General features: G+C 44.7%; 27 protein-coding genes. 13 read left to right on the top strand and 14 right to left on the bottom strand.

From position 1 onward, the window contains the following. Positions 1–26: 26 nt before the first annotated feature. From rseP to rpsB, 8 genes are all read right to left on the bottom strand, one after another. On the bottom strand, positions 27–1,385 hold the full coding sequence (rseP, locus tag L3V27_RS18855) for a sigma E protease regulator RseP (RefSeq protein WP_124008424.1): 1,359 nt from the start codon (positions 1,383–1,385) through the stop codon (positions 27–29). Beyond that, positions 1,385–2,590, bottom strand: a complete 1,206-nt coding sequence (gene ispC / locus L3V27_RS18850; protein ID WP_048625887.1) for a 1-deoxy-D-xylulose-5-phosphate reductoisomerase — start codon at positions 2,588–2,590, stop codon at positions 1,385–1,387. The genes rseP and ispC overlap by 1 nt, the downstream gene beginning before the upstream one ends. A 50-nt stretch (positions 2,591–2,640) precedes the next feature. Then, entirely contained in the window at positions 2,641–3,483 is an 843-nt protein-coding gene (locus L3V27_RS18845) for a phosphatidate cytidylyltransferase (protein WP_048625888.1), read from the bottom strand. 12 nt (positions 3,484–3,495) lie between these two features. Continuing rightward, positions 3,496–4,251: an isoprenyl transferase gene (locus L3V27_RS18840; RefSeq protein ID WP_006741661.1), complete on the bottom strand. Its 756-nt coding sequence runs from the start codon at positions 4,249–4,251 to the stop codon at positions 3,496–3,498. Positions 4,252–4,347: 96 nt separating this feature from the next. Then, positions 4,348–4,905 (bottom strand): ribosome recycling factor, encoded by a 558-nt coding sequence (gene frr, locus L3V27_RS18835; protein WP_005380330.1) that lies wholly within the window; start codon positions 4,903–4,905, stop codon positions 4,348–4,350. Between the two features lie 99 nt (positions 4,906–5,004). Continuing rightward, positions 5,005–5,730 (bottom strand): UMP kinase, encoded by a 726-nt coding sequence (pyrH, locus tag L3V27_RS18830; protein ID WP_005380329.1) that lies wholly within the window; start codon positions 5,728–5,730, stop codon positions 5,005–5,007. A gap of 147 nt (positions 5,731–5,877) precedes the next feature. Continuing rightward, on the bottom strand, positions 5,878–6,723 hold the full coding sequence (gene tsf / locus L3V27_RS18825; RefSeq protein ID WP_237312514.1) for a translation elongation factor Ts: 846 nt from the start codon (positions 6,721–6,723) through the stop codon (positions 5,878–5,880). Between the two features lie 132 nt (positions 6,724–6,855). Then, positions 6,856–7,584, bottom strand: coding sequence for a 30S ribosomal protein S2 (gene rpsB / locus L3V27_RS18820; RefSeq protein WP_012841501.1), 729 nt, complete (start codon positions 7,582–7,584; stop codon positions 6,856–6,858). Positions 7,585–7,968: 384 nt separating this feature from the next. Here rpsB and map point away from each other — a divergent pair, with 384 nt between their 5' ends. The 3 genes from map to L3V27_RS18805 all read left to right on the top strand — a co-directional run bounded on the left by map (position 7,969) and on the right by L3V27_RS18805 (position 12,106). Continuing rightward, positions 7,969–8,847 carry a type I methionyl aminopeptidase gene (map, locus tag L3V27_RS18815; protein ID WP_005380326.1) on the top strand — a complete coding sequence of 293 codons (879 nt, stop codon included), beginning with the start codon at positions 7,969–7,971 and terminating at the stop codon, positions 8,845–8,847. Positions 8,848–8,955: 108 nt separating this feature from the next. Beyond that, positions 8,956–11,580: a bifunctional uridylyltransferase/uridylyl-removing protein GlnD gene (gene glnD / locus L3V27_RS18810; protein ID WP_053809800.1), complete on the top strand. Its 2,625-nt coding sequence runs from the start codon at positions 8,956–8,958 to the stop codon at positions 11,578–11,580. Between the two features lie 142 nt (positions 11,581–11,722). Next, the gene (locus L3V27_RS18805; RefSeq protein WP_005380322.1) at positions 11,723–12,106 is read left to right on the top strand and encodes a DUF3461 family protein; all 384 of its coding nucleotides are present in this window, start codon (positions 11,723–11,725) and stop codon (positions 12,104–12,106) included. 91 nt (positions 12,107–12,197) lie between these two features. On the opposite strand, the gene truC is transcribed toward L3V27_RS18805, so the two are convergent. Continuing rightward, the gene (truC, locus tag L3V27_RS18800; protein WP_046874970.1) at positions 12,198–12,968 is read right to left on the bottom strand and encodes a tRNA pseudouridine(65) synthase TruC; all 771 of its coding nucleotides are present in this window, start codon (positions 12,966–12,968) and stop codon (positions 12,198–12,200) included. A gap of 4 nt (positions 12,969–12,972) precedes the next feature. Next, on the bottom strand, positions 12,973–13,287 hold the full coding sequence (locus L3V27_RS18795; RefSeq protein WP_237312513.1) for a YqcC family protein: 315 nt from the start codon (positions 13,285–13,287) through the stop codon (positions 12,973–12,975). A 76-nt stretch (positions 13,288–13,363) separates the two neighbouring features. On the opposite strand from L3V27_RS18795, the gene L3V27_RS18790 reads away from it, so the two are divergent. Beyond that, positions 13,364–14,401, top strand: a complete 1,038-nt coding sequence (locus L3V27_RS18790; protein ID WP_237312512.1) for a DUF3549 family protein — start codon at positions 13,364–13,366, stop codon at positions 14,399–14,401. 13 nt (positions 14,402–14,414) lie between these two features. Then, a complete protein-coding gene (locus L3V27_RS18785; RefSeq protein ID WP_012841498.1) occupies positions 14,415–14,714 on the top strand; it encodes a DUF3301 domain-containing protein in 300 nt (99 codons plus the stop codon). On the opposite strand, the gene L3V27_RS18780 is transcribed toward L3V27_RS18785, so the two are convergent. After that, positions 14,674–15,159: a GNAT family N-acetyltransferase gene (locus tag L3V27_RS18780; RefSeq protein ID WP_080936742.1), complete on the bottom strand. Its 486-nt coding sequence runs from the start codon at positions 15,157–15,159 to the stop codon at positions 14,674–14,676. The genes L3V27_RS18785 and L3V27_RS18780 overlap by 41 nt on opposite strands. Before the next feature lie 934 nt (positions 15,160–16,093). Here L3V27_RS18780 and L3V27_RS18775 point away from each other — a divergent pair. The 8 genes from L3V27_RS18775 (at position 16,094) to L3V27_RS18740 (ending at position 23,258) form a co-directional block, all read left to right on the top strand. Next, positions 16,094–16,387, top strand: coding sequence for a hypothetical protein (locus tag L3V27_RS18775; protein ID WP_012841496.1), 294 nt, complete (start codon positions 16,094–16,096; stop codon positions 16,385–16,387). Beyond that, entirely contained in the window at positions 16,384–16,833 is a 450-nt protein-coding gene (locus L3V27_RS18770) for a YaiI/YqxD family protein (RefSeq protein ID WP_012841495.1), read from the top strand. Before L3V27_RS18775 ends, L3V27_RS18770 begins: the two co-directional genes overlap by 4 nt. Positions 16,834–17,027: 194 nt before the next feature. Continuing rightward, positions 17,028–18,017, top strand: coding sequence for a ketoacyl-ACP synthase III (locus L3V27_RS18765; RefSeq protein ID WP_237312511.1), 990 nt, complete (start codon positions 17,028–17,030; stop codon positions 18,015–18,017). Further along, the gene (locus L3V27_RS18760) at positions 18,014–19,000 is read left to right on the top strand and encodes an NAD(P)-dependent oxidoreductase (protein ID WP_109169605.1); all 987 of its coding nucleotides are present in this window, start codon (positions 18,014–18,016) and stop codon (positions 18,998–19,000) included. The genes L3V27_RS18765 and L3V27_RS18760 overlap by 4 nt, the downstream gene beginning before the upstream one ends. Further along, entirely contained in the window at positions 18,969–19,832 is an 864-nt protein-coding gene (locus L3V27_RS18755; protein WP_109169604.1) for an MBL fold metallo-hydrolase, read from the top strand. The genes L3V27_RS18760 and L3V27_RS18755 overlap by 32 nt, the downstream gene beginning before the upstream one ends. After that, positions 19,820–21,088: a F390 synthetase-related protein gene (locus L3V27_RS18750; RefSeq protein ID WP_237312510.1), complete on the top strand. Its 1,269-nt coding sequence runs from the start codon at positions 19,820–19,822 to the stop codon at positions 21,086–21,088. Before L3V27_RS18755 ends, L3V27_RS18750 begins: the two co-directional genes overlap by 13 nt. Next, positions 21,076–22,188, top strand: a complete 1,113-nt coding sequence (locus L3V27_RS18745; protein ID WP_237312509.1) for an ATP-grasp domain-containing protein — start codon at positions 21,076–21,078, stop codon at positions 22,186–22,188. The genes L3V27_RS18750 and L3V27_RS18745 overlap by 13 nt, the downstream gene beginning before the upstream one ends. Beyond that, positions 22,185–23,258, top strand: a complete 1,074-nt coding sequence (locus L3V27_RS18740) for a hypothetical protein (RefSeq protein ID WP_237312507.1) — start codon at positions 22,185–22,187, stop codon at positions 23,256–23,258. The genes L3V27_RS18745 and L3V27_RS18740 overlap by 4 nt, the downstream gene beginning before the upstream one ends. Before the next feature lie 108 nt (positions 23,259–23,366). Here the strand turns inward: L3V27_RS18740 and L3V27_RS18735 are convergent, their stop codons facing one another. From L3V27_RS18735 to L3V27_RS18725, 3 genes are all read right to left on the bottom strand, one after another. After that, positions 23,367–24,953: an AbgT family transporter gene (locus L3V27_RS18735; protein ID WP_237312506.1), complete on the bottom strand. Its 1,587-nt coding sequence runs from the start codon at positions 24,951–24,953 to the stop codon at positions 23,367–23,369. A 230-nt stretch (positions 24,954–25,183) separates the two neighbouring features. Continuing rightward, complete coding sequence (gene ykgO / locus L3V27_RS18730; RefSeq protein WP_074191703.1) at positions 25,184–25,309, bottom strand: type B 50S ribosomal protein L36; 126 nt, start codon at positions 25,307–25,309, stop codon at positions 25,184–25,186. 3 nt (positions 25,310–25,312) lie between these two features. Continuing rightward, complete coding sequence (locus L3V27_RS18725) at positions 25,313–25,573, bottom strand: type B 50S ribosomal protein L31 (RefSeq protein WP_012841491.1); 261 nt, start codon at positions 25,571–25,573, stop codon at positions 25,313–25,315. Positions 25,574–25,672: the final 99 nt, after the last annotated feature.

The raw sequence follows: 25,672 nt of genomic DNA, 5'->3' as shown, positions 1-25,672 counted from the left end.
TTGCTACTGCTTTTGTCTCTGAACTATCACAGACGAGTAAAATCATTAAATAGCGCTAACGCCATGAGCGAGAAGATGATCGCACCACCAATTCTAAAGCCCATTTCCTGCACTCTCTCAGGAACGGGACGTCGAATGACTGCTTCAATTGCAAAAAATAACAAATGACCGCCATCCAACATTGGTAAAGGAACGAGATTAATAATACCTAGGTTAACACTAATTAGAGCGAGAAAACCTAAAAAGTAGACCAAGCCATAATCAGCCGTCGCACCTGCGCCTTTGGCTATTGATATTGGACCACTCAGATTATTCAGACCAACGTCACCAACAATCAGTTTCTTAAGCATGCTGATTGTCAAGCCAATGACTTGGCCGGTTTTGTCTACCGCCTTACCTACTGACTCGAATACACCAAACTGAAGGTCGAAGCGATAACTTTCTGGCCATTCTGCGACTTTAGGTGCAATACCTGCAAAACCAACGACTTCTTTGTTAGCTAGCTCACGGCTACCAGGCGTCAGCGTTAATGTTTGCTCATAGCCCTGACGCAATACCGTTAATTCAATCGGTGTATCAGGATTAGAGCGAACCGCTTCAACAACCTGCTTCCACTCCGTGACGCGTTGTTCACCAATAGCGACAATCTCATCACCTGGAAGCACACCTGCTTTTTCCGCCGCTCCACCTTGCGAAACCTGTTCGATAACGCGATACACCTCCGGTGTATACGGCGCAAAACCTAATGACTGCATCGCAGACTGAGTTTCAGGGTCGAACTCCCATTCGCGCAGATCGAGCGTTTTCGTTACTTCTGAACCAACTTCATTCGCTGACGTCAGTGTTACTGTCATCAAATCATCGCCAATATGAGAAATCAATCCCATATTTACCGATTCCCAATCCGGAGTTTTGATACCAGATATCGATTTAAGTTCCATTCCTGATTCAATTCCTGCTTCTGCGACGATCGAATTGGGCGTAACTTCACCAATTACTGGCTTAACTGCTGGGATACCAATAAGAAATACGAGCCAATAGGCGAAAATTGCGAAAAGGAAATTAAAGATAGGGCCTGCCGCAACAATAGACGTTCGCTTCCATAGCGGCTTCTTATCAAACGCTAAATGCTTCTCATGTTCTGGCACCTCATCAACACGGCTATCAACCATTTTTACATAGCCGCCGAGAGGGATCATTGAAATACTGTACTCCGTTCCGTCTTTGCCTACCTTACTCCAGATAGACTTGCCGAAACCGATTGAAAACTTTTCAACTTTCACGCCGCAACGGCGAGCAACCCAAAAGTGCCCAAACTCGTGCACAGCGACAAGAATGCCCAGTGCGACGATAAAAGAAATGAGATTCCACAATATACCAGTCATCAGCTACGCTCGCGTATGGTTTCTAGGGCAATAGTTCGTGCCATTCTATCTAGCTCTAACAAGCTTTCCAAGCTATTCGCATTCTCAGCTTTGCAGCTTGCATTGATTTTATTCAACACAGACTCATTGATGCGAGCGATATCCGTAAAACCTAGGCTGTTATTTAAAAATGCATCAACAGCGATTTCATTCGCTGCATTCAGTGCCGTTGTTGCATGTTGACCTTCATAACAAGCGTCAATTGCTAGTTTTAAACATGGGTAACGAGCAAAATCAGGTTGCAAAAACGTCAATTCGCCAATTTGCGTGAAGTCTAGTGGCTTAACCCCAGCTTCAACTCTTGATGGGTATGACATAGTCAGTGCAATAGGGGTCGCCATATCCGGCTCACCCATTTGTGCCAAAACCGAACCATCGCGGTATTGAACCATTGAATGAATAACAGACTGCGGATGAATAATAACCTTTAGCTGCTCGCGAGCCGCATTAAACAACCATTTAGCTTCGATATACTCTAGGCCTTTGTTCATCATCGTGGCTGAGTCAACGGAAATCTTTGGTCCCATCGACCAGTTTGGATGAGCGATCGCCTGTTCAGGAGTCACCTTTTCCAGTTCTGCGATGTCAGTGTAACGGAAAGGACCACCAGAACCAGTCAGCAAAATATGAGAAATGCCATGTTCTTGTAAATTACAACGACCTAAATTGGTTTGTACTTGCTGTGGTAAGCATTGGAAAATAGCATTGTGTTCACTATCGACGGGAAGTAGCTCCGCACCAAACTCTTCTACGGCATCAATAAATAACTGGCCTGACATTACCAGCGCTTCTTTATTTGCCAACAATACTCGCTTACCAGCTTTCACAGCAGCCATGGTAGGCAGTAGACCAGCCGCTCCGACAATAGCAGCCATCACACTGTCAACTTCGTCCAATGAAGCAATATGGCATAGAGCATCCACACCACCTAATACTTCGGTGTTTGGAGAAACCAAATGTAACTCAGATTGGAGTTGAACCGCTGCGGCTTTGTCCGCCATGACCGCGTATTTAGGTTGCCACTGACGACATAGCCCGATCATCTTTTCAACGTTGGTGCTTGCCGCTAAGGCAACGACAGAAAACAGCTCTGGGTTTTGTTCGACCACTTTAAGCGTGCTTGCACCAATGGATCCAGTAGCACCAAGAATCGTTAACTTTTGCATGTTGTAAGACCGTTAGAAAGCTCAGGAGCGACAATGCCGCTCCTGATAAATTAGAATACGTAGTAAAGAAGAGCAAAAACTGGGAATGCTGCGGTTAGGCTGTCAATACGATCGAGCACACCGCCATGTCCTGGGATAATGTTGCTGCTGTCTTTAATGCCTGAGACACGCTTGAACATACTTTCCACCAGATCGCCGAGCACTGATATAACAACAGTAACCAACGTAATCAACACCATATGGACAGGACTGGAGAACTGAATATCAAACCAATCAGCAAATGCCCACGCCACGATCAATGCCGTGATAATGCCGCCAATAAGCCCTTCAATGGTTTTATTCGGACTGACATGTGGCGCCATTTTACGTTTGCCTAAGCTTTTGCCTGCAAAGTAAGCACCGCTATCTGCAGCCCATACCAAGAAACAAACGTATAACACGAGCTTTGCTCCGTGGTATGGATCTACCGTAATGTCATGAGCTCTAAGAATAACTACACTCCAAAGGAATGGAATTAATGTCAGAAAACCAAACACATGGCGTAAAACAAAATTATTTTGCCAAGATTTCGTCGTTTTGGGATAAGTAATCGCCATTAAGCTAGCAATAATCCACCAAACAAAACCAAGGCCCAGCACAACATAATGAGGCGTTGCTAAATGGTTGAGGCTATGTGCGTCAGGCGAAATATATAGAAAACTAAGTCCGGTAACAATGACTGCCGGAACGAGGGCAGCAAAGCGAGAGTTGCTTCCTGTAAATTGAGTCCACTCCCAAAAACCTAATAGGGTAATTGCAGTTAAAGCGGCAATAAAGCCCATTAGGGGTAATTTAAAAATGCCTAAAATAACCAGGGGAGCTAAAATTAGTGCTGTTATTATTCTCTGTTTCAAACTAACTAGTCCTTATTGAGCTGCCATCAATGCCTTTATTTGTTCCCCTGTACAGCCAAAACGACGCTCTCGATTGATAAACCAAGTTACAGCTTCAACTAAGCTGTCTTCGTCGAATTCCGGCCAATACTCGGGTGTAAAGTACATTTCTGCATAAGCCATTTGCCACAACATAAAGTTGCTGATGCGACACTCTCCACTGGTACGAATCAAAAGATCCACTTCAGGTAAGTCTGCCATGGTCAAATGCTCAGTGATTAGCTGCTCATTGATATCCTCTACACGAATCTCACCGTTACGTGCTTTTAACGCTAACGTTTTGGCCGCTTCTGTGATGTCCCACTTACCGCCATAATTGGCTGCAATGTTGATCACCATCCCCGTGTTACCTGCCGTTAGATTTTCGGCTTCTACAATCTTCTTTTGTAGACGCTCACTAAATCGACTGGTATCACCGATCACGCGCAACCGTAAATTATTTTTGTGTAGTTTTTTTACTTCACTAGACAGGACCGTGATAAACAGTTCCATCAAAAGACCCACTTCTTCCTCCGGACGACGCCAGTTTTCACTACTAAAAGCAAATAGCGTCATGGCTTTAATGCCAAGCTTTGAAGCAGCAGCCACGGTCTTACGAACGGCATTAACGCCTTTTTTGTGACCAAATACGCGAGGTTTTCCTTTGGACTTAGCCCAACGGCCATTACCGTCCATAATGATGGCAATATGCTTAGGAAGGGAATCAGAGAAGGCTTGAGAATTTTGCATAGGGAGTTAATTGAGTTCCATCAGTTGGATAGACTAACATAAAAAAACGCTGAGCTGTGAGCACAGCGTTTTCCAACAGTGATGTGTGTGGGAGTATTAAACTTCCATCAACTCTTTTTCTTTTGCAGCAAGAACTTCATCGATCTTCTTAACTGCAACGTCAGTTAGTTTTTGAATTTCGTCTTGTGCTTTACGATCTTCATCTTCAGAGATTTCTTTATCTTTTAGAAGCGCTTTTAGATCGTTGTTTGCGTCACGACGGATGTTACGAACAGCAACACGACCACCTTCAGCTTCACCACGAACAATCTTAACTAGGTCTTTACGACGCTCTTCCGTTAGTGGTGGAAGTGGAACACGGATGATAGTACCAGCAGACATAGGATTTAGACCAAGATCAGACGTCATGATCGCTTTTTCTACTTTCGGAGTCAGCTCTTTATCGAAAACCGTGATTGCAAGTGTACGTGCATCTTCAGCAATAACGTTTGCTACTTGGTTTAGAGGTGTTGCTGCACCGTAGTATTCTACAGAAATACCAGATAGTAGGCTTGGGTGTGCACGACCTGTACGAATTTTAGAAAGGTTGTTCTTAAGCGCTTCAACGCTTTTATCCATGCGCTCTTGCGCGTCTTTTTTGATTTCGTTAATCACAGTTTCACCTTAAAAATGTCATCTTTCCTGAAGAAAGCCTAAAACGGTTGAGCAAAGCAAACGCCACCCTAACGCTTTGGGTGGCACCTTGGGACAAGCTTATTCGTTGATTAGCGTGCCTTCTGCTTCGCCCATAACCACGCGACGTAGTGCGCCTGGCTTGTTCATGTTAAATACGCGGATTGGCATTTTGTGGTCACGAGCTAGCGTAAACGCCGCCAAGTCCATCACTTTCAGCTCTTTATCCAGAACTTCTGCGTAAGATAGCTTATCATACAGCTCTGCGTCTGGGTTTGCTACAGGGTCAGCAGTAAATACACCATCAACTTTCGTCGCTTTTAGTACAACATCCGCTTCGATTTCAATACCACGTAGGCAAGCAGCAGAATCCGTTGTAAAGAACGGGTTACCCGTACCAGCAGAGAAGATGACAACACGGCCTTGGCGAAGCTCACGGATCGCATCAGCCCAATTATAGTCGTCACATACGCCTTTTAGAGGAATGGCAGACATAACGCGCGCATTCACGTATGCACGGTGAAGAGCATCGCGCATCGCTAGGCCATTCATTACTGTAGCAAGCATACCCATGTGGTCACCAACTACGCGGTTCATACCAGCTTCAGCAAGGCCTGCACCACGGAACAAGTTACCGCCACCGATAACTACACCAACCTGAACACCCAGTTCAACCAGTTCTTTCACTTCTTGTGCCATGCGATCAAGGACCGCAGGATCAATACCAAAACCGTCTTCACCTTGAAGAGCTTCACCACTCAGTTTTAATAGAATACGTTGATACGCTGGTTTAGGGTTCGTAGTCATGGAGTTTACCTTCCAAAGAGAGTTGTTGATTAACAGTCATGAATAGACACAAATTCAGTTATGGCTATTCATCACGGCTAATCGTTCACTGCTCATAAAAAGACCGCAGCCAAGGCTACGGTCTAATCTTTATACAGTCTCTAAGGATTAACCTTTTTGAGCTGCAGCAACTTCTTCAGCGAAGCTCATTTCTTCTTTCTTCTCGATACCTTCACCTACTTCTAGGCGAACGAATGTAGAAACTGAAGCGCCTTTTTCTTTCAGCATTTCACCTACAGTTTTCTTAGGTTCCATGATGAAAGCTTGACCTGTTAGAGAGATCTCGCCAGTGAATTTCTTCATGCGGCCAACAACCATCTTCTCAGCGATTTCAGCAGGCTTGCCTTCGTTCATTGCGATTTCAACTTGAACCGCTTTCTCTTTTTCTACTACGTCAGCTGGTACGTCTTCTGGGTTAACGAACTCAGGCTTAGAAGCAGCAACGTGCATTGCAACGTGCTTAAGAGTTTCTGCGTCGCCTTCACCAGCAACAACAACACCGATTTTCTCACCGTGACGGTAAGAAGCAATTGCAGTGCCTTGAACGTATTCTACGCGACGGATAGTGATGTTTTCACCGATTTTAGCTACAAGAGCTACACGTGCGTCTTCGAATTGTGCTTGTAGCTCTTCAACAGTCGCTTTTGAAGCTAGAGCTGCAGCTGCAACTTCTTCTGCGAATGCAGAGAAGTTACCGTCTTTAGCAACGAAGTCAGTTTGGCAGTTAACTTCAAGAAGAACAGCAACGCCGTTTTCTTCTTTGATGATGATTGCGCCTTCAGCTGCAACGTTACCAGCTTTCTTAGCTGCTTTCGCTGCGCCAGATTTACGCATGTTTTCAATTGCTAGTTCGATGTCAGCGTTTGCTTCTACAAGCGCTTTCTTACATTCCATCATGCCAGCGCCAGTACGCTCGCGAAGTTCTTTAACTAGAGCAGCAGTTACAGTTGCCATTCTGTATTCCTCGTTTGATTCGAAATAAGGTAAAAAACAGGGGCCTAACATTGTCGGCCCCCATTGCTAACTATAACTTAGTTTATGCTACACAAAGGTTTCACATAGACCAAGTGTGACACAGAGCCGCTATTATTCAGCTTCTACGAAACCGTCTTTTTCAGCAACTGCAGCTACGTCTTTGTTACGACCTTCAGATACTGCTGAAGCAGCAGCGTTCAGGTATAGCTGTACAGCGCGGATCGCGTCGTCGTTACCTGGGATTACGTAGTCAACGCCGTCTGGGTTAGAGTTAGTATCTACCACAGCGTATACTGGAATACCTAGGTTGTTAGCTTCTTTAATTGCAATGTGTTCGTGATCAGCGTCGATTACGAATAGAGCGTCTGGTAGGCCGCCCATGTCTTTGATACCACCAAGAGATTTCTCTAGCTTCTCCATTTCGCGAGTACGCATTAGAGCTTCTTTCTTAGTTAGTTTGTCAAAAGTACCGTCTTGAGATTGAGTCTCTAGATCTTTTAGACGCTTGATAGACTGACGAACTGTTTTGTAGTTTGTAAGCATACCGCCTAACCAGCGGTTGTTTACGTAAAACTGGTTGCTTGCGATTGCAGCTTCTTTAACAGCTTCAGATGCAGCGCGCTTAGTACCTACGAATAGAACTTTACCTTTCTTCTCGCCAACTTTAGCTAGTTCAGCTAGAGCGTCGTTGAACATTGGTACAGTTTTTTCTAGGTTGATGATATGAACTTTGTTACGAGCGCCAAAGATGAATGGCTTCATTTTTGGGTTCCAGTAACGAGTCTGGTGACCGAAGTGAACACCAGCTTTTAGCATATCGCGCATTGATACAGTTGCCATTTTAAATTCCTCTATGGGGTTAGGCCTCCACATTCCCCATAACTCCGACCAAGCTTCTGCTCAGCACCCCGGAATATGTGACGGAATGTGTGTGATTTAAAGATAAAAGGTTATTCGGATGAAGCTTGCTTCGCCGCTTAGCTTTGCTGAGCGAAGAGAACAGTCCTCTATTCCGGCGCGCTTTATACCATATTTTAGCTCACTGTGGCTAGTAAAAATTATTTCTTCACCGTGCCACTTTCTCCTATTTATAAGCAAAACTTTAAACATACGATCGAATTAAGAATGATGCATATTCCTATCTAACTTGGGTTAACGCCCCGATGTCTGATAGAATGCGGCCATTCGCACGTTTACGTGCTTAGGAATAAGTAGAGAAAGCCAATGTCAATCAAGATTAAAACTGCTGAAGAAATAGAACGCATGCGCATTGCGGGCAAGCTGGCCGCAGAGATTCTAGAAATGATCGAACCACACATCAAAGTTGGTGTGACGACAGAAGAGTTGAACAAAATCTGTCATGAGTACGCTCTAGAAAAAGGCGCATACTCTGCTCCGCTTGATTACCATGGTTTCCCTAAGTCGATTTGTACTTCAATCAACCATATCGTATGCCACGGTATTCCAGCAGAAAAAGACGAAATCGGTAGCAACGGTCAAATGAAACCAGCGGTACTAAAAGATGGCGACATCTTAAACGTTGATATTACCGTAATCGTTCCAAATGACGAAAATGCGGATCTGAGCGTGCGTCCTCAAGGTTACCATGGTGACACTTCTAAGATGTTCCTAGTCGGTGATGTTTCACCTGCAAACAAACGTCTATGCATGGTTGCTCAAGAAGCACTGTATGTTGGTATGCGTACCGTTAAGCCAGGTTCAACAGTTGGTGACATCGGTACAGCTATCGAGAAGTACATCAAAGAGAACAACAAAAACAACCCTCGCAACAAGTTTTCTATTGTGAAAGACTTCTGTGGCCACGGTATCGGCGATGAGTTCCATGAAGAACCACAAGTGGTTCATTACAAGAACAAAGACCGCCGCGTACTAAAAGAAGGCATGTGCTTTACTATTGAGCCGATGATTAACGCAGGTAAATTTGGTTGCTCTGTTGACGCTCAAGACGATTGGACCGTTTACACAGGCGACGGCAAGAACTCTGCGCAATGGGAACATACCATTGTTGTAACAAAAGAAGGTTGTGAAGTACTGACGCTTCGTAGCGACGATACGATTCCTCGCCTAATGAAAAACGCGTAAAGCTGACGACCACTCGTTGTTTACTATATCCCTGCTTCGGCGGGGATATTTTTTATCTGCCACAAATTTGTTAGATTGTAACTAGATTAGCTTGCACGGATGGCAAATATGACACTTCAGTCCCCTCTTACCTTTTCCGATGAACAAATCAATATCGGAGAGCTCAAACAAGAGTTAGAGAAATTTAGCTCCGATCAAAACCAAGAGTTTCTCAATCATCATCCGGTAACAAGCTTGGTTTTAGCCAGGGCAGAATACATGGATCTGCTTCTGAATCGTTTGTGGCAACATTTTGGCTTCAAAGATATTTACAACATTTCCCTAGTTGCCGTGGGTGGCTATGGGCGTGGCGAGCTACATCCGCTCTCCGATATCGATATTTTGATTCTGTCGAACAATAAACTGCCGACCGCGTTAGAAGCAAAAATCAGCGAATTCATTACGCTGTTGTGGGATTTAAAACTCGAGGTCGGACACGCTGTTCGCACCGTTACTGAATGTGCTGAAATTGGTAAAGCCGATCTAACGGTCGCGACAAACCTCCAAGAAGCGCGTCTACTGTGTGGCAGCGAGGATACCTTTCAGGCACTGAAGAAAGTCGTATTATCAGACTCCTTTTGGCCAAGTGAAACGTTTTACCGCGCGAAAATTCAAGAGCAGCGCGAACGCCATGCCCGTTACCACGATACGACCTACAACTTAGAACCAGACATTAAGTCGACCCCTGGCGGGCTGCGCGATATTCATACATTAAGCTGGGTCGCCCGACGTCACTTTGGTGCCACGTCATTGCTGGAAATGAGCCGATACGGATTTTTAACTGACGCAGAATACCGAGAATTGGTTGAATGTCAGGACTTCCTTTGGCGAGTGCGTTTCGCTCTGCACATGGAGCTTCGCCGCTATGACAACCGCTTGACCTTTGCCCATCAAGCACAAGTTGCGGAAAATCTAGGCTACGTCGGTGAAGGCAACCGAGGCGTAGAAATGATGATGAAAGAGTTCTACCGCACACTTCGTCGTGTGGCAGAGCTCAATAAAATGCTACTCAAACTTTTTGATCAAGCGATCATTAATGGTGGGGCGACAGAAAGTGCCGAGATTCTCGATGCCGACTTCCAACGTCGTGGCTCTTTGATTGAAGCGCGGAAACCCGCATTGTTTCAAGCTCGCCCAGAAACTATTCTGGATATGTTCTTACATATCGCGAACGACTCAACCATTGAAGGGGTGAGCCCACCAACACTACGTCAGCTGCGCACCGCGCGCCGTCGACTCAACAAATTTTTGCACACCATTCCTGCTGCGCGTGAAAAGTTCATGGCGTTATGTCGTCACCCTAATGCTCTGCATAAAGCATTCAGCCTGATGCACCGATTAGGGGTTATGGCGGCCTATTTACCGCAATGGAGCCAAATTGTTGGTCAAATGCAGTTTGACTTATTCCACGCCTACACGGTTGATGAGCACAGTATTCGCTTACTGAAACACATTAATACCTTTAGTGACCCAGAAAATCATGCGAAGCACCCTATTTGTTGTGACGTCTACCCACGGATGCAAAAGAAAGAACTGCTGATTATTGCCGCTATTTTCCACGATATCGGTAAAGGACGTGGCGGCGATCACTCTGTTATAGGCGAAGGTGAGGCTTACGACTTCTGTATTGAGCATGGCTTATCAAAGCCCGAGGCCAAACTTGTCGCTTGGTTGGTAAGGCATCATCTATTAATGTCCGTCACCGCACAGCGCCGAGACATTTATGATCCCGATGTAATTACCGAATTTGCCAAAAAAGTCAGAGACGAAGAATCTCTCGATTATCTTGTGTGCCTGACAGTTGCAGATATTTGTGCAACCAACCCAGAACTTTGGAATGCTTGGAAACGAACCTTACTCGCAGAGCTGTATTACTCTACACAACGTGCTTTACGTAGAGGGCTAGAGAATCCTGTCGATGTGCGTGAGCGAATTCGCCACAACCAACAAATGGCCTCTGCAATGTTGCGCAAAGAGGGGTTTGCCGCGCGCGAAATTGAAGTATTGTGGCAACGCTTCAAAGCTGACTATTTCCTTCGTCATACCCATACGCAAATCGCGTGGCACTGCGAACACTTACTTCGTATGGAAGATCCGACTAAGCCTTTGGTGTTGATCAGTAAAAAAGCCACTCGTGGCGGCACTGAGGTGTTTGTATATACGAAAGACCAGCCAGCTTTATTTGCGACGGTCGTGGCGGAGTTAGATAGGCGTAATTTTAATGTACACGACGCGCAAATCATGACCAGCAAAGATGGGCACGTGATTGATACCTTTATGGTGCTCGATCAACATGGCGAAGCGATTGATGAGTCCCGTCATGCCGCGGTGATTAAGCACCTCACCCATGTACTGGAGGCGGGCCGACCAACCAAGATTAAAACGCGCCGTACTCCGAACAAACTTCAGCACTTTAATGTGAAAACCAAAGTCGACTTCTTACCAACCAAAGGTAAAAAACACACTTTAATGGAGTTTGTCGCGCTAGACACACCGGGGCTGTTGGCCAAAGTAGGCCGTACGTTTGCTGATTTAAATATCAACCTTCACGGTGCCAAAATCACCACCATTGGTGAGCGAGCAGAAGACTTGTTTATTTTAACCAGTGATGCAGGGGGAAGATTAAGTGAAGAACAGCAAGATGAGCTAAGAGAGAGATTGATCGAAAAGTTATCTGATGAGGTCGCAGCTTAGATCAAACCTGCCAATCTTTTCGGTTCAGGGCGAGAGCGATCTTGCCCACAAGTTAAGCATTTTGGCTAAATATCAGCTATCTAGCTCATACATTGGCTGCTACAGTTATATCAATATCAATTCGATGTAATAGAGGTAGCCTATGTATCCCCACCTCACTGGTTTGGGTATTCACGACCCTAAGCAGATTGAACGTTATTCCCTACGCCAAGAAGCACACAAAGACGTGCTCAAGATCTATTTCCACAAGCAAAAAGGCGAGCTGTTCGCCAAAAGCGTTAAATTCAAATACCCGCGCCAAATCAAAAATGTTCTTGTGGACAGTGGCAGTCACAAATATAAAGAAGTAACGGAAATCAACCGTAACCTCACATTGGTCATTGATGAACTGAATAAGATCACTAAGCCAACGAAACAACCTGAGGTTGATGTCAAAGAGAAAATTCTCTCAGACCTTCGTCATTTAGAAAAAGTTGTTTCGAGCAAGATCGCAGAGATCGAGGCGGATCTCGAAAAACTAAAGTAAAACGTTAAGTCTTAAATATTAAAAAAGGGTTAGCATTGATGCTAACCCTTTTTATTTGTACTCAATCATTATCTAGATCTAACTGCGCCGATTATCGGTTGATCATCGATTCATCCCACTCAAATCGAGTAAACAATTGCTGCCAAGTCTCATCAATATTGGCCGTCATGACAATCTCTTGATCGGTAAATGGATGGACGAACCGTAACTCTGAAGCATGCAGTAGCAAACGATGAGAATCAAACTCTGTGCGATACAGCTTGTTGTGCTTTCCATCCCCGTGCGTTGTATCACCCACGATCGGATGGCGTAGATGTGCCATATGACGACGAAGTTGGTGCTTACGCCCCGTTTTAGGTTTCATCTCAACTAAGCAATAACGCGTTGTAGGAAATTTACCCGTCGAATAGGGAACTTCCACCTTAGCCAACGGTTTATATTCCGTCACCGCTTCTTGCGCTTCTTTTTCTTGTGAAGCGAACTTATCCGCAATCTTGTCTAACTCGACTTTGAGCGCGTAATCTAAGACGCCCTCTTCCTCAATCCAACCGCGTACTATTGCGTGGTATGTCTTTTCCATTTTATGTTCAGCAAACATCGGCATGACTTGTGACGCGACTTCACTCGACAAAGCAAACACGAGCACACCAGATGTTGGACGATCCAGACGATGCAATGGGAACACATGCTGACCAATTTGGTCGCGCAAAGTTTGCATGACAAATTGAGTTTCGTGTTTATCTAACCAACTGCGATGCACTAACATGCCGGCAGGCTTGTTGACCGCTACAAAATATTCATCCTGATAAACGATCTCCAGCTCAACTGGTTCTGAAGATCGCGCTATTTCTTGTTCTAGCATTCGTTTACTTACACAGTTCGTCAATGGTTCGGATTGTAACAAGCAGCTCTGCGAACTGCGGTTCCTGCTTCCACGCTTCTGAAAAATAGGGATCGAGAGAAAACCCTCTTGGCAATGGTTGGTTGTTTTCCACTAGCACGTGCATTCTGTCTATAAAGATCCACTGCAACCACTCATGAGGATGCAACGTATCAATCGCAAATGGCTCCACGCTTTGTAAGGCTTGCTCTGAAGGCCTAGCGTGTTGCCACAACTTATGTTCTTTAAGCTGCGTTTCAAGTTGGTGAAGTAAGTCGACCAATTGAGTATTTGTTACCATTAATTCTATCTCGAACCTTGAATTAGCCGAGAATGATACCATTTCTTGTGAAAAGAAAGTTAGGACGTCGTATTTAATGGAAAACATTCAAACCCTCACTCAACTGTTGAACAACAGCCGCTGTGATTATCAAATCTTCGATCTTGGTCGTCGTATCAAAACCATCGCTAAGAAAGAGTTTGCCGATGTAGAAAAAGGTCAAGCACCGTACCCATTCCCAATGCAGCGTAAAGCACACCTTGCCATCGCTTATTGGAATGAACAAAAGCAACCTTGGATTTGGTTTCTAAAGTTTGAATTGGACGAGCGCGGTTTGTTAAAGCAAGCGGATATCGGCAATTTCATTAAATACGTAGTGGAAGCCATGGGAACACGCCTCAATGATGATATCACTGAAGATCAACAGCAAAAGCTGTCTAATAACCCATATACGTTCAAACCTTCCGAAGACAAAATGGCCGTGTTTCATAGCCAGGTCCGCGCGAATCTCGATCTTCCTACCAGCCAATATTATGAGCACACTCAGCATTACTTTTCAGGTGGCTTAGGCTGGGATAATTGGCAAACCGTAGGTCTGCAAGGGATCACCGACATGGCCGCTCGTTTGGACAAAGAGCAAAACGGGGTAATGATACGCAAAGCGTTGAACCACCTACCGAATGAACCACTTTATGCTCTGTTGGGTGCGCTTGAGCATGTAAAGTTACAAGAGCGTTTAGCTGAGCGTATCGCCGACAAAGCACAACAAGAAATCGCAAGTAGCGAACCGGATCTCTTCCTACTTTCAGCACTTATTCGAGCTTTGGCTGGCGCACCAACAGCCATTGCCTCTCCAGTGTTAGAAGAGATATTACAAAGCCCTCGTTTAAGCCATCAGGAAGTACTGATTGGCGTGGCTGGCCGAGCTTGGCACTTACTAGCCAATGAAAAGGTAGCAGAACAGTTTTTGCTGCGTTTAGCTCAAACCGGTAATCAAGCCCTATTTAATCAGTTATTTGCCGATTTAGTGATGCTACCAGAGTTAAGAATGGTGCTATTGCCCTTGCTACATTCAAATCCATCTGAAGAACTAGCAAACGCGCTAGTAAGCTTACAACAAGCAACAAAGGGATAATAAAGGTTCAGGGATGATTGGTGATCTTTTAGCAATTTTAGGGCTATGCTTTTTCTGTTATCTGTTTTGGCAACAACGTCGTCAAGCCGAACTCGCAAAAGTGGCAATCACGCGTAAATGTGAGCAATTGGATCTCCAATTAATCAGCATCGCCTTTGGTGCCCATAAACTAAAAACGCCAGACGGAGTCTGGCGTTGGCATACGGTGTATCAATTTGAGTTTTCATCGCTTGGTGACGATTGCTACCAAGGAGAGCTAACTATGGTCGGTTTCAGGCCGCAGAACTTTCACCTACCACCGCATCGCTTGTAAATTCCATTTCAAAGTAAGGACCATATAGATCCTTACTTTCTTTTGTTTCAACAAATCCCAGTTTTTTCAGCACCGCCATAGAAGCTTGATGGTTGCTATTCACGTTAGCTTTCACCTTATGTAGCCCCAGCTCACGGCACGCCTTGGGGAAAAACGCTTTTAGAGCTTCTGTCGCTAACCCTTTACCCCAATAAGATTTATCAAAAATAAACCCTAACTCAGGCTCGGAATCGAGATGGGAAATGAACACGTGCCCCATATAGTCACGACTGGTGCTCTCTAGCACCGCCATACTATAAATATTTTCATCATCCAGTATTTTCTCAAACATCTGTTTGGCAGACGCGACAGTATACGGACCGTTCATTTCAGCACGGTTTTTCGCACAGCAATTCAGCATGACGAACTCTAGTTGCAACGACTCATTGTAGGGTAGAAGAAGCATTCTTCTGGTTACTATGGCCACATCTGTTCCTTGATTACAACAAACTTTATTTATCCGCAGATCGCAAACTCGATGAGCTTGAATATGCTCAATAACTGCGGGGCATAACACCTTGTAGAGAAGCCGAAAGTTAAACCAACTGATTGGAAAGGATATTGATCTGGATTGTTTTTTATTAAGTGTTATTAGGAATTTATAAATTTTGTGACACTGATATACCCAAGTCACCTCGAGGTGCTTAATTCAACGAGAACGACTAGGTATCTTTTTATATAAGAAAGACCCCGACACATAAGTATCGGGGTCATGGTCTTACTCGCAGCAGTCCGGCTACTAAAAGTGCTCCATGCATCATCCATAATAGTGGCTGATTCCGTCAGCTTATTCCTTACGTCGCCGTCCTAGCGGTGTCCTTATCATCCTGATAGCTAACATTCCCCGTTAGCACACATCACTTGTTCCTTGAGCGGTGTCCCTTGCATCTTCCTGACGCTGTCCATAACCTCTATCCTAGAGGGGTCCATTGTCTATCCTTAGTCATCAACATCCTATTGATGATAGTGTCCATACAATGTCCTACGCTCCATGCTTGATTAATCATCCTGACCAACCAAATCGTCTTCCTGACGATAACCAAATCCTTGGTGCTTTCCTGTTCCATGTCTGCTTCCTGCTGACAACTCTCAATTTACGCCTTTCCTAAAAATTGACAATCTATACTAGATAAATATTTATACGCCACATTGGTTAAATAGTTGTTAAATCATTATTTATCAATAACTTGATGTTTGTAATTTCTATTTTTCCGCTCACGAAATCGTTTTCTCTCACAACCCATGTAAGAGATCTCTCACACCACACATTCCAAATTGCTATTCGCCAAATTAGGGGACTCAACGTATGATGATAGATATATCGTTGTTAAGGATTAAAAATGTTAACTCAAGACGTTACTAAAGAATTAGAAGCGGTAATGGAACAACTGCAACAACAAGGAAAAGAACCAACCGTAGCGTTAGTAAAAGCACGCTTGAAAACGCCCGTCCCAATGCCTGCATTAATCACCGCAATAAAAAGTTGGAAAAGTGCTCAGCGTGTTCCCAAGGTTGAAGTCGCAGCGCAAGCGCATACCGATAATGATCGTCTTGCAGCGCTAGAAAGCACGGTGAAAAAACTAGTCGCTCGCATTGAAGAGCTAGAAGCCAAGCTAAGTGAGAAGTCATCATGAAGTTATGGGTAGATGCAGACGCATGTCCGAAAGTCATCCGCGAAACCATTGTGCGTGCCGCCGAACGCACGGGGATTGAATGTACGTTTGTCGCCAACCACGTTGTCCCGGTGCCCAAAAGAGACAACATCCACTCGCTGCAAGTTCCAGCTGGATTTGACATCGCTGACAACGAAATCGTTAAGCGTGTGGAGGCCAACGATTTGGTGATCACATCAGATATTCCGCTTGCAGATGAGGTCATCTCTAAAGGCGCTCAAGCCCTCAGTTCACGTGGCGAGCTTTATACGAAAGACACCATCAAAGCACGTCTAAATATCCGCGACTTCATGGAAACCATGCGTTCAAGCGGAATTCAGACTGGTGGTCCCGCTGCGCTTTCCCAAACCGATCGCCGCGAATTTGCGAACCATTTAGATCGTATTTTGGCTAAATTTAGGAAGTAATCCTCACTCTATTCATATTGAGCCAGCAAATCAAAGCCTGGCTCATTCCTGAAAATTCATTTTCAGCATTGCACCCAAAGCGTGCTCTTACTCCCATTTGTTTTGTTCTGTTTATTTTTCATCTCGCTCGCCATAGCTTCAATATGCAACGTGGTTTATTTTGAACGACGTTTTTAATAAATGTATAGAGAATAATGGGCTTTAACATCGTTTCTAGTGGAAGCTACCTGCCAACGAATCAATGGTCAGATCGAGAGATGGATCGCTTCCTAAAATTGGCGCCAGGGACCTGCCGAAATAAATTCGACGTTGAATATCGTCATGTAGCCAATACAAAAGAAACCGCTATTTACATGGCGGTGCAGGCGATAAAGCAGTGTTTAGGAAACATACATACCCTGAGCTCCGTTGATCTCCTTATCTACGCCAGTGGCACTCACCACCAGTCTCTGCCCTACGACGCCTCAGCGGTTCTCGCCGCGTTAGACGCTCCAACATGGCTAGACAGTTTTGATTTGAACAGCACCTGTTTATCATTTCTTTCTGCGCTTGATCTTGCTCAGAGTCTATTCTTCGCAAAACGATACCGTCGGATTCTCATTGTTACCAGTGAGCTCGCCACTGGCATCACACTGAATCGAAATTTTACGCTCAAACCAGAAGTTGCAACCTTATTCGCCGACGGTGCCGCCGCGTTTTTGCTCGAAGAACAAAACGGTGATGGATTACTCACCAGTCACTTTGAAACGCATCATACCGGGTATTCATTTTGTCAAATTAAGGGCGGAGGTAGTCATGTCAACCCTCACACCTCAGAGCATCAAGCTTATTTAAAAAGCTGCCAGTTTGAGATGGAGGGCAAAGCACTCTTTAAACATGTGCGTAAAACCTTACCGGCGTTTCTAAAAAAAGGCTTTGACGCCTCTCCGGTAACACTCAGCGATATTGATTACTTTCTTCCGCATCAAGCCAGTGCGCACGGATTAAAAAAACTTCCATCACTCACCGGGTTACCAACCGAGAAAACAGTTAATCACTTTTCGACTTTGGGAAACCAAGTCGCCGCCTCACTCCCAATTAACTTACACTGGCTGCGTAATCAGCCAGAAACAGCAGGAAAACATGTGTTATTAGCTGGCACCGCCGCAGGGTTGTCACTAGGTATGGGAGTGCTAAAACTATGAAGATATTAGTCACTGGCGGCAGTGGGATGTTGGGTAGCGCAATTCTAAGAATGTTTCACCAGCAGCATGAACTGCATTTTACAGCACGAAACACAGTCATCGCTAAACAACTCGCCGAGCAATTCGATGTTATCCCACATATAGTCGATTTAAGAGACCACTCAGCAGTTCATGCGGTATGCCAAGGTATGGATGCAATCATCCATTGTGCCGCTCTCTCAAGCCCATGGGGAAAGTGGCAGGCGTTTTATCAAGCCAATGTAGATGCCACCAAAAACCTCGTCAATGCGGCTAATACGCATCAAATCTCGCGTTTTATCCATATTTCCTCCACCAGCGTCTACTTTGACCATCAAGACCGTTGGAATATTCGAGAAACCGACGCCATTGCTTCACACTGGTGTAATGATTACGCACACACCAAATACCTATCTGAACTTGAAGCCATAAAAGGCCAAAGCAAAGCGATCATTTTAAGACCGCGTGGCATTTTTGGTCCCAACGATCGCGCGATTATCCCAAGAGTGCTTAAGGCGATAAAAAACAACACTCTGCTTCTGCCATCGGGTAGAAACCCAGTGGTTGATCTAACTTATGTCGACAACGTTGCCCATGCGGCGATGCTCGCTTGCACTCAGGCAGACCGGCTTCAGCATGGTGATGTCTTCAATATTTCCAACAACGAACCAATGCCAATTGAGACTGTACTGCAAGCTTTATGTGTGGGGTTGAACCTAAAAGTAACGTTACAATCACTACCATACGGTGTGGTATCACCATTATTAAAGCTCAGTGAGCAAATACGAAGGCGCTTACCACATCAGCCAGAGCCAAGGCTCACTTCATACAGCGCAGGATTGTTTAACTATCATCAAACTCTGGATATCAGCAAGGCGATAAAAAACCTGAATTACCAACCGCTTTTTTCAATTCAAGAAGGAATACAGCAGTATGCAAACTGGTCTAAAAATAAAAATCTTTGAGGCTGGACACTGCGTACACCCAGGCTTTGTTGTCAAACCAGGTTCTGGTATTAAGCCTAGAGCATTTCCGGCAGCCGTTGCGTTAATTCAGCACCCGACACAAGGCAACATCCTGTTTGATACGGGATATCACGAGCACTTTTTTAGCGCGACTCGTCCCTTCCCTGAACGCTTTTATGCTTGGACAACACCTTGCCGCTATCAACAAGAACATGGGATTGTTGCGCAGTTAGCAAAAGAAAATCTCAAACCTCATGATATTGAGCATTTAGTGCTCTCCCACTTCCATGCCGATCACATTGCTGCCGTGTCTGAGTTTTCCCACTCTCAATTGCATTGCCAACAAAAAGGGGTGGATGCAATTACTAAAAGTGGTCGAATTGGAGGCGTAAGAAAAGGCTACCTAAAAGCTTTACTCCCTCCACAGCTTGAATCTAACTTCATCATTCATGGTGATTTTTCTGTGCCAATCAGCCAAATTCTTCCTCAGTGCCAAGGGGTTAACTTGCTCTGTAAAGACATGTTCGACGATGGACTTATTTATATGGTTAGCTTGCCAGGCCATGCAGCTGGCCAAGTGGGCTTGCTGGTTAAAAGAGACCAAAGTTGGCTGTTCTTACTCGCCGATGCATGCTGGTTAATCGAGAGCTTGAGTGAAAATATCGATCAGCATTGGCTGGCAAACATGCTTTGCGATGATACAAAAGCCTATAAAAACACCCTCTCCGAGTTGAGAAGTTGCTACCAACAAACCCACCACGTTGTTCGCTTCGTACCTTCACATTGTCAGGAAACTATCCAGCAGCTAATCAAAGAAGGATGGATGAAGTGAGAACGCTTATCTCAGAATTCTGGCGAACCCGCTACCGCCCTTTCGGCTCAAGGGAACAAGTCGAAACGTGGCAGCAACATCATTTAACGCAACATCTGGATTGGGTATGCCGTCATTCACCGTATTACCGCTCTTTTAAAGGTGCACCACTCAGTGATTTCCCTATCATGAATAAGCAAACTATGATGGAGAACCTCTCAGAGTTAAATACGAAGGGCTTAGATGCTGAACAGTTAATGCAGCAGGCACTCAAAGCAGAGCAGTCACGCAACTTTGCCGCTTCGAAAGTTGGTGATGTTACGGTTGGGCTTTCTTCGGGCACATCAGGCATGCGCGGGCTGTTTCTTGCTGACAAGCAGGAAACACAACTGTGGGCCGGCAATATATTGGCTCGCCTTTTGCCCAACCTATGGCAAAAGCACCGAATTGCACTAGCCTTGCGAGCCAACAGCCCACTGTATAAATCCGTCGCGAAAGGGCCTGTCACATTCTTTTATGCCGATTTAACCAAACCTTACCAAGAATGGATAAAAGAGCTGGATGAGTTCCAACCCACGCTTTTGGTTGGTAGTGCGCAAGCTCTTCAGCTCTGCGCCCAGTTCAGCGGTCAATTTGGTCAACCCGCAATTCAACCACAGCAGATCATTTCTGGGGCAGAGGTTCTAACCGAGAGTGACCGTCACTATATTTCTCAACGGTTCGACAGCGAACTCCATGAAGTCTATCAATGTACTGAAGGTTTTCTTGCATGTACTGATCAGCATGGACAAATGCGCTGGAATCAAGATGTTGTTTACATCGAAAAACATTGGCTGAATACCGAACGTACTCATTACAGCCCAATCATTACCGATTTTCGTCGTAAAACTCAGCCAATTATTCGTTATCAGCTCGACGATATTATTGAGAATAAACAGGATAATGGCGTATTTGAACCTCTTGGCGCAATTGCCGGACGATGTGGTGATCGCCTCACGCTAAACTCAAACCACGTCCCAGTGACGGTGTTACCAGATCTCATCTACCGCGCTATAACACTATCTGCCCAAGGTCGCGTGGATTACCGAATCACCCAAACAGGGTCACAAACCATTCAAATTGAAGCGGATGTTCACCACCATAGGGTTATACATCAAGCCTTGATAAAGTTGTTTGACCAATTACGGCTTGATCCTGTCAGATTTAGTTACCGCCCTGCGCCTATTTGGACGCCAATGAATAAACAACGACGTGTGGTGAACATATGCGGGTCTTAATCACCGGAGCCCGAGCACCAGTTGCACTAGAGTGGGCAACCATGTGTATGCATCATGGCCATGAAGTAATTCTCACCGATTCGCTAAAAAAGCCTCTGGGATCATTTTTGCGAGGCATCGAGTCTTATATACCCACCGCTTCACCTCGATTTGCGTTTCCCACCTATCAACAGCAGATCCTAAAAATCATTACTCAGATGCGTATTGATATGGTGATACCCACTTGTGAAGAAGTGTATTACTTGGCTCATGTTGCCAAACAATGTCCAGAAGTAGATTTTTTTCTTCCCGATGTGGCGCTGCTCAATGCCCTACACAACAAGTTGACCGTCTTTGAACAACTTAAAGGCTTGCCAGAAATTACACTTCCAAAAACTCGTTTGGTCGCTGATAAAAGTGAGATTGAAATTAATAAGAGAACCGTTCTAAAGCCAGTTTACTCTCGGTTTGGCGGGCAAGTAATAAGAGATGTGACAACTCAGTCTATTTCTGCCGCCACGATATCACCCCTTTTCCCTTGGGTTCAGCAACAAAAAATCCATGGGACTCCGGTGTGTAACTATGCGATTTTTGAACATGGTGACCTTAAAGCACACCAAGCTTATGTGCCGAAATACTGTGTAAACGGCTCGGCCGCCAGTGCTTTTCAGCCGCTCTCATGCGAACGACTAGATACATTTATCGCCGCTTTTGGTAAACGTCATACTTATCATGGGCAAGTGTCGTTTGACTTCATCAAATCACAAAATGAACTCTACGTGATTGAATGTAACCCAAGAGCCACCAGTGGTTTGCACCTACTCTCGTCTCGATGCAATCAACTGCTTCCTAATATGGAGTTTACCAGTCCTTCCAAACAGCGATTGCATCATTTAGGGCCAATAACACTCATCGCTGAAGGTGGGTTATCCCTGTTCAAGGCTCGAACTTGGCAAGATTGGTGGTCTGGAGTGAATGTTATGCAACAGCATAACTTACCGGTCGGGAGCCAAATCCGGAGTGTGTTTGAATTACTCCGGTTAGCTAGGCAGAACAAGGCAAAATGGAGCGCCGCTTCTACCGTTGATATTGAGTGGAATGGAGAAGCGTTGCGATCATGACACTTTCCTCTCAAGAATGGCATCAAACCTTTATCACTCTTATGCAGTCGAATCCTATTGATGAATGCACAGCAAGCTTTGGTTGCTACTATATCGATGATGTTGCCATTCCCTACTCCGTAACACCAAAAATACCAAACAACTGTTATGCCGTGTCCCCTATGACACTGCTTAGTGGCTACGCCGAAGAAGAGCTTCACAAAGTCCAAAATGTGGCTGTACGATGGATATGTAAGCTACTTATTAATATGACTAAACCAATCTTATCATTGGCTGGATTGAATCAAGTCCAAACGCTCAACAATCAGTGCTTGTCCACCAATATGTATAGCGAACAATGGGAATCCTTAAACCTTGATGAACTGCGTCGCGTGGCACTCGATCAATACCCCACCTTTCCCTTGGTGCTTCGCTCCCTCAACCAACTTCAGCACTCACACTTAATTCAGCGATTAGAACAGCAACAATGGCAAAGCTTAGTAACGCGACAAGTGTATTTACTTGAGGATTGGCAAGCATTCAGCTTCAACCGAGATTTAACGAAAGACTTCAAGCTGTTTAATGATAAAGATTGGCAGTTTAAGCCACTGGCTACTGATGAAGAGTTTCAGCGTGCCAAAGCGTTATATGACATGCTTTACCTTGATAAATACAGCCGGAATAACATCCAGTTTTCAACCCAATATTTAAAACAGGCTAGCCAGAATAACTTAGTGCATTTAGTGGGACTATTTTATCAAGGAGAGATGCTGGCTACGTTAGGCATAGTAGAAATTGATAACGACATGACTTGCCCAATTTTTGGCTACGATACCAATAAGCCGCAGAGTTTTGCGCTGTATAGAAGAATATCTGCTTATACCATCCGCCACGCAATGATATGCCAGCGTCGCTTTAATATGAGCTCAGGGGCTCCAGCTTTTAAACGCAACCGAAAAGCCCTGCCAGAAATTGAATTTAGCTATGTTTATATTGCGCACTTACCTTGGTACAAACGCGTAATTTGGCAAAGCTTGTGCTGGCTCACTCAGCACTTTTATCGCCCTTTGTTGATGCGTTTTCAGCTATAAAACGACATCGATAGCCAAGCAAGCCTGCGTGCACACAATCTGGATCGATAAAAAAAGCCTGCGACGTTCGCAGGCTTTTGTAATGGAGCTGTGTGAGGTAACCGTTTTTTACGGTGTGTAGTATGTTGCTGCGCCAGGGCCTACTGGTAAACCAAATACGAATACCCATAGATAGAACAACACACTCCAACCGACAATGAAGCAGATTGAGTAAGGTAGCATGGTCGCGATCAGCGTACCGATACCTAAGTTCTTCATGTAACGAGTTGCTACGGCAAGAATCAAACCAAAGTAGCTCATCATTGGAGTAATAATGTTTGTCGTCGAGTCACCAATTCGGTAAGCAGCCTGAATCGTTTCCGGTGCATAACCAACAAGCATCAACATAGGAACAAAAATCGGTGCCGTCACTGCCCACTGTGCCGATGCCGAACCAATCATTAGGTTGATAAAGCCACACATGAGGATGAAGGCAAAGAACAACATTGGGCCAGTTAAGCCAATTTCTTGCAAGAAGCTAGCGCCAGCAACTGCGAATACCTGACCGAAGTTAGTCCATTTAAAGAAAGCAACGAACTGAGCAGCAAAGAAAACTAATACAATGTACATGCCCATAGAAGACATCGATTTCGCCATTGCATCAATTACATCGCGATCCGTCTTCATCGTGCCAACAACTTTACCAAACACAAAGCCTGGGATAGCAAAGAACACAAAGATGAATGCCACGATACTTTTCAGGAATGGAGAACCTGCAATTGTACCTGCATCAGAACGTAAGATGCCGTCAGCTGGAACAACCGTCCAAGCAAGCAACGCGGAAACAACCAGTACAGCAACACCTGCTAGTTTTAGACCTTTCTTCTCAATGTCTGTTAAGCCGCCCATTTTGTCGTTCGACAAATCTTTTGAGGCTTCTTCTTCACTGTATTTGCCAAGCTTTGGCTCAACAATTTTTTCAGTAACAAACGCACCAGTGATTGCAATGAAGAACGTCGAAACAAACATGAAGTACCAGTTAACTTCTGGACCAACAGTGTAAGTTGGGTCAATCATTTGCGCTGCTGTTTCAGTAATACCTGACAGTAGCGGGTCAACCGTACCGATAAGTAGGTTTGCTGAATAACCACCAGATACACCAGCGAATGCCGCAGCAAGGCCTGCAAGTGGGTGACGACCTAGAGAATGGAACAGCATTGCTGCCAGTGGAATAAGTACCACATACCCCAGCTCTGATGCCGTATTTGAAATGATACCAGCGAAAACAACAGTCACTGTTACCATGCGTTGAGATGCGCCCATGACCAAGCCACGCATAGCTGCAGATAGCAAACCAGAGTACTCGGCAATAGCAACACCCAACATCGCAACCAAAACCGTGCCTAAAGGCGCAAAGCCAACAAAGTTTTTCACTAAATTGGTAACGATAAGTTCGAGTCCATCAGCGTTAAGTAAGCTGACGACATGAATCATGCCATCTGCGGCACGACCTTTTGCGCCCTCAGGACGAGGGTCTACAACGGAAACTTCGAAGTATCCTGCAATGCCCGACATCACCAGAATGGCTAAACAGAAAATGGCAAATAGTGTGATCGGGTGAGGTAATAAGTTCCCCAAATATTCGACAGTATCCAAAAAGCGCGTAAACAGCGGCTTCTTAGGCGAGTTTTGTTTAATTGAATCAGATGAACTCATCTGTTCCCTCCTTGTTTTTATTCCTGTGCAAATGTGACAAAAATGTCAAAAAAGCGAGCGAAGGGTACTTGAGTAGAAGGTTAAAGAAAAGCCCTAAATGTTACAAACTGTGACCATTAGAGAGTTTTATAACCAATAATAAACAAAAATGTAGATATTTCATCCATATAAAACAGTTAAGTCAAAATTATCAATTAAACAAAACCATAAGCCAGAAATATGCAGAACGATTACTTCTGCACTGCTTTAAACCTCGGATTCGCCTTACAAATGACATATAGACGCCCTCTTCGTTTTACGACCTGGCAATCCGGATGACGACTTTTTGCACTTTTTAATGATTTTACTACCTTCATGATTTATTCCTTTTCGCTCTTAAATTGACCAAAACGACGGTTGAAGTTCGCAATACGACCTTCTGTTTGAACCACTCGCTGTTTACCGGTGTAGTACGGATGGGATGCTGACGACACATCTAACGTAAAGTAAGGGTAGGTTTTGCCATCTTTCCATTCGATGGTTCTCTCTGTTTTCAACGTAGAACCAACAACGAAGTATTCATCTACGCTGGTGTCGTGGAACACCACTGGACGATATTCAGGGTGGATTCCTGGTTTCATAATACTTTTCCTCTCAATTAAAATGTTATGTTATAACATTTTAATTAATAATCATTATCAACAAGAAAAGCAAGAGAAATTTGTGATACTTTTCATCTC

The organism is Vibrio sp. J2-3(2022), assembly GCF_021725735.1.
Classification (GTDB): Bacteria; Pseudomonadota; Gammaproteobacteria; order Enterobacterales; family Vibrionaceae; genus Vibrio; species Vibrio diabolicus.
Note: the sequence above shows the minus strand (reverse complement) of the source record. Positions and strands in the feature narration are given on the sequence as shown.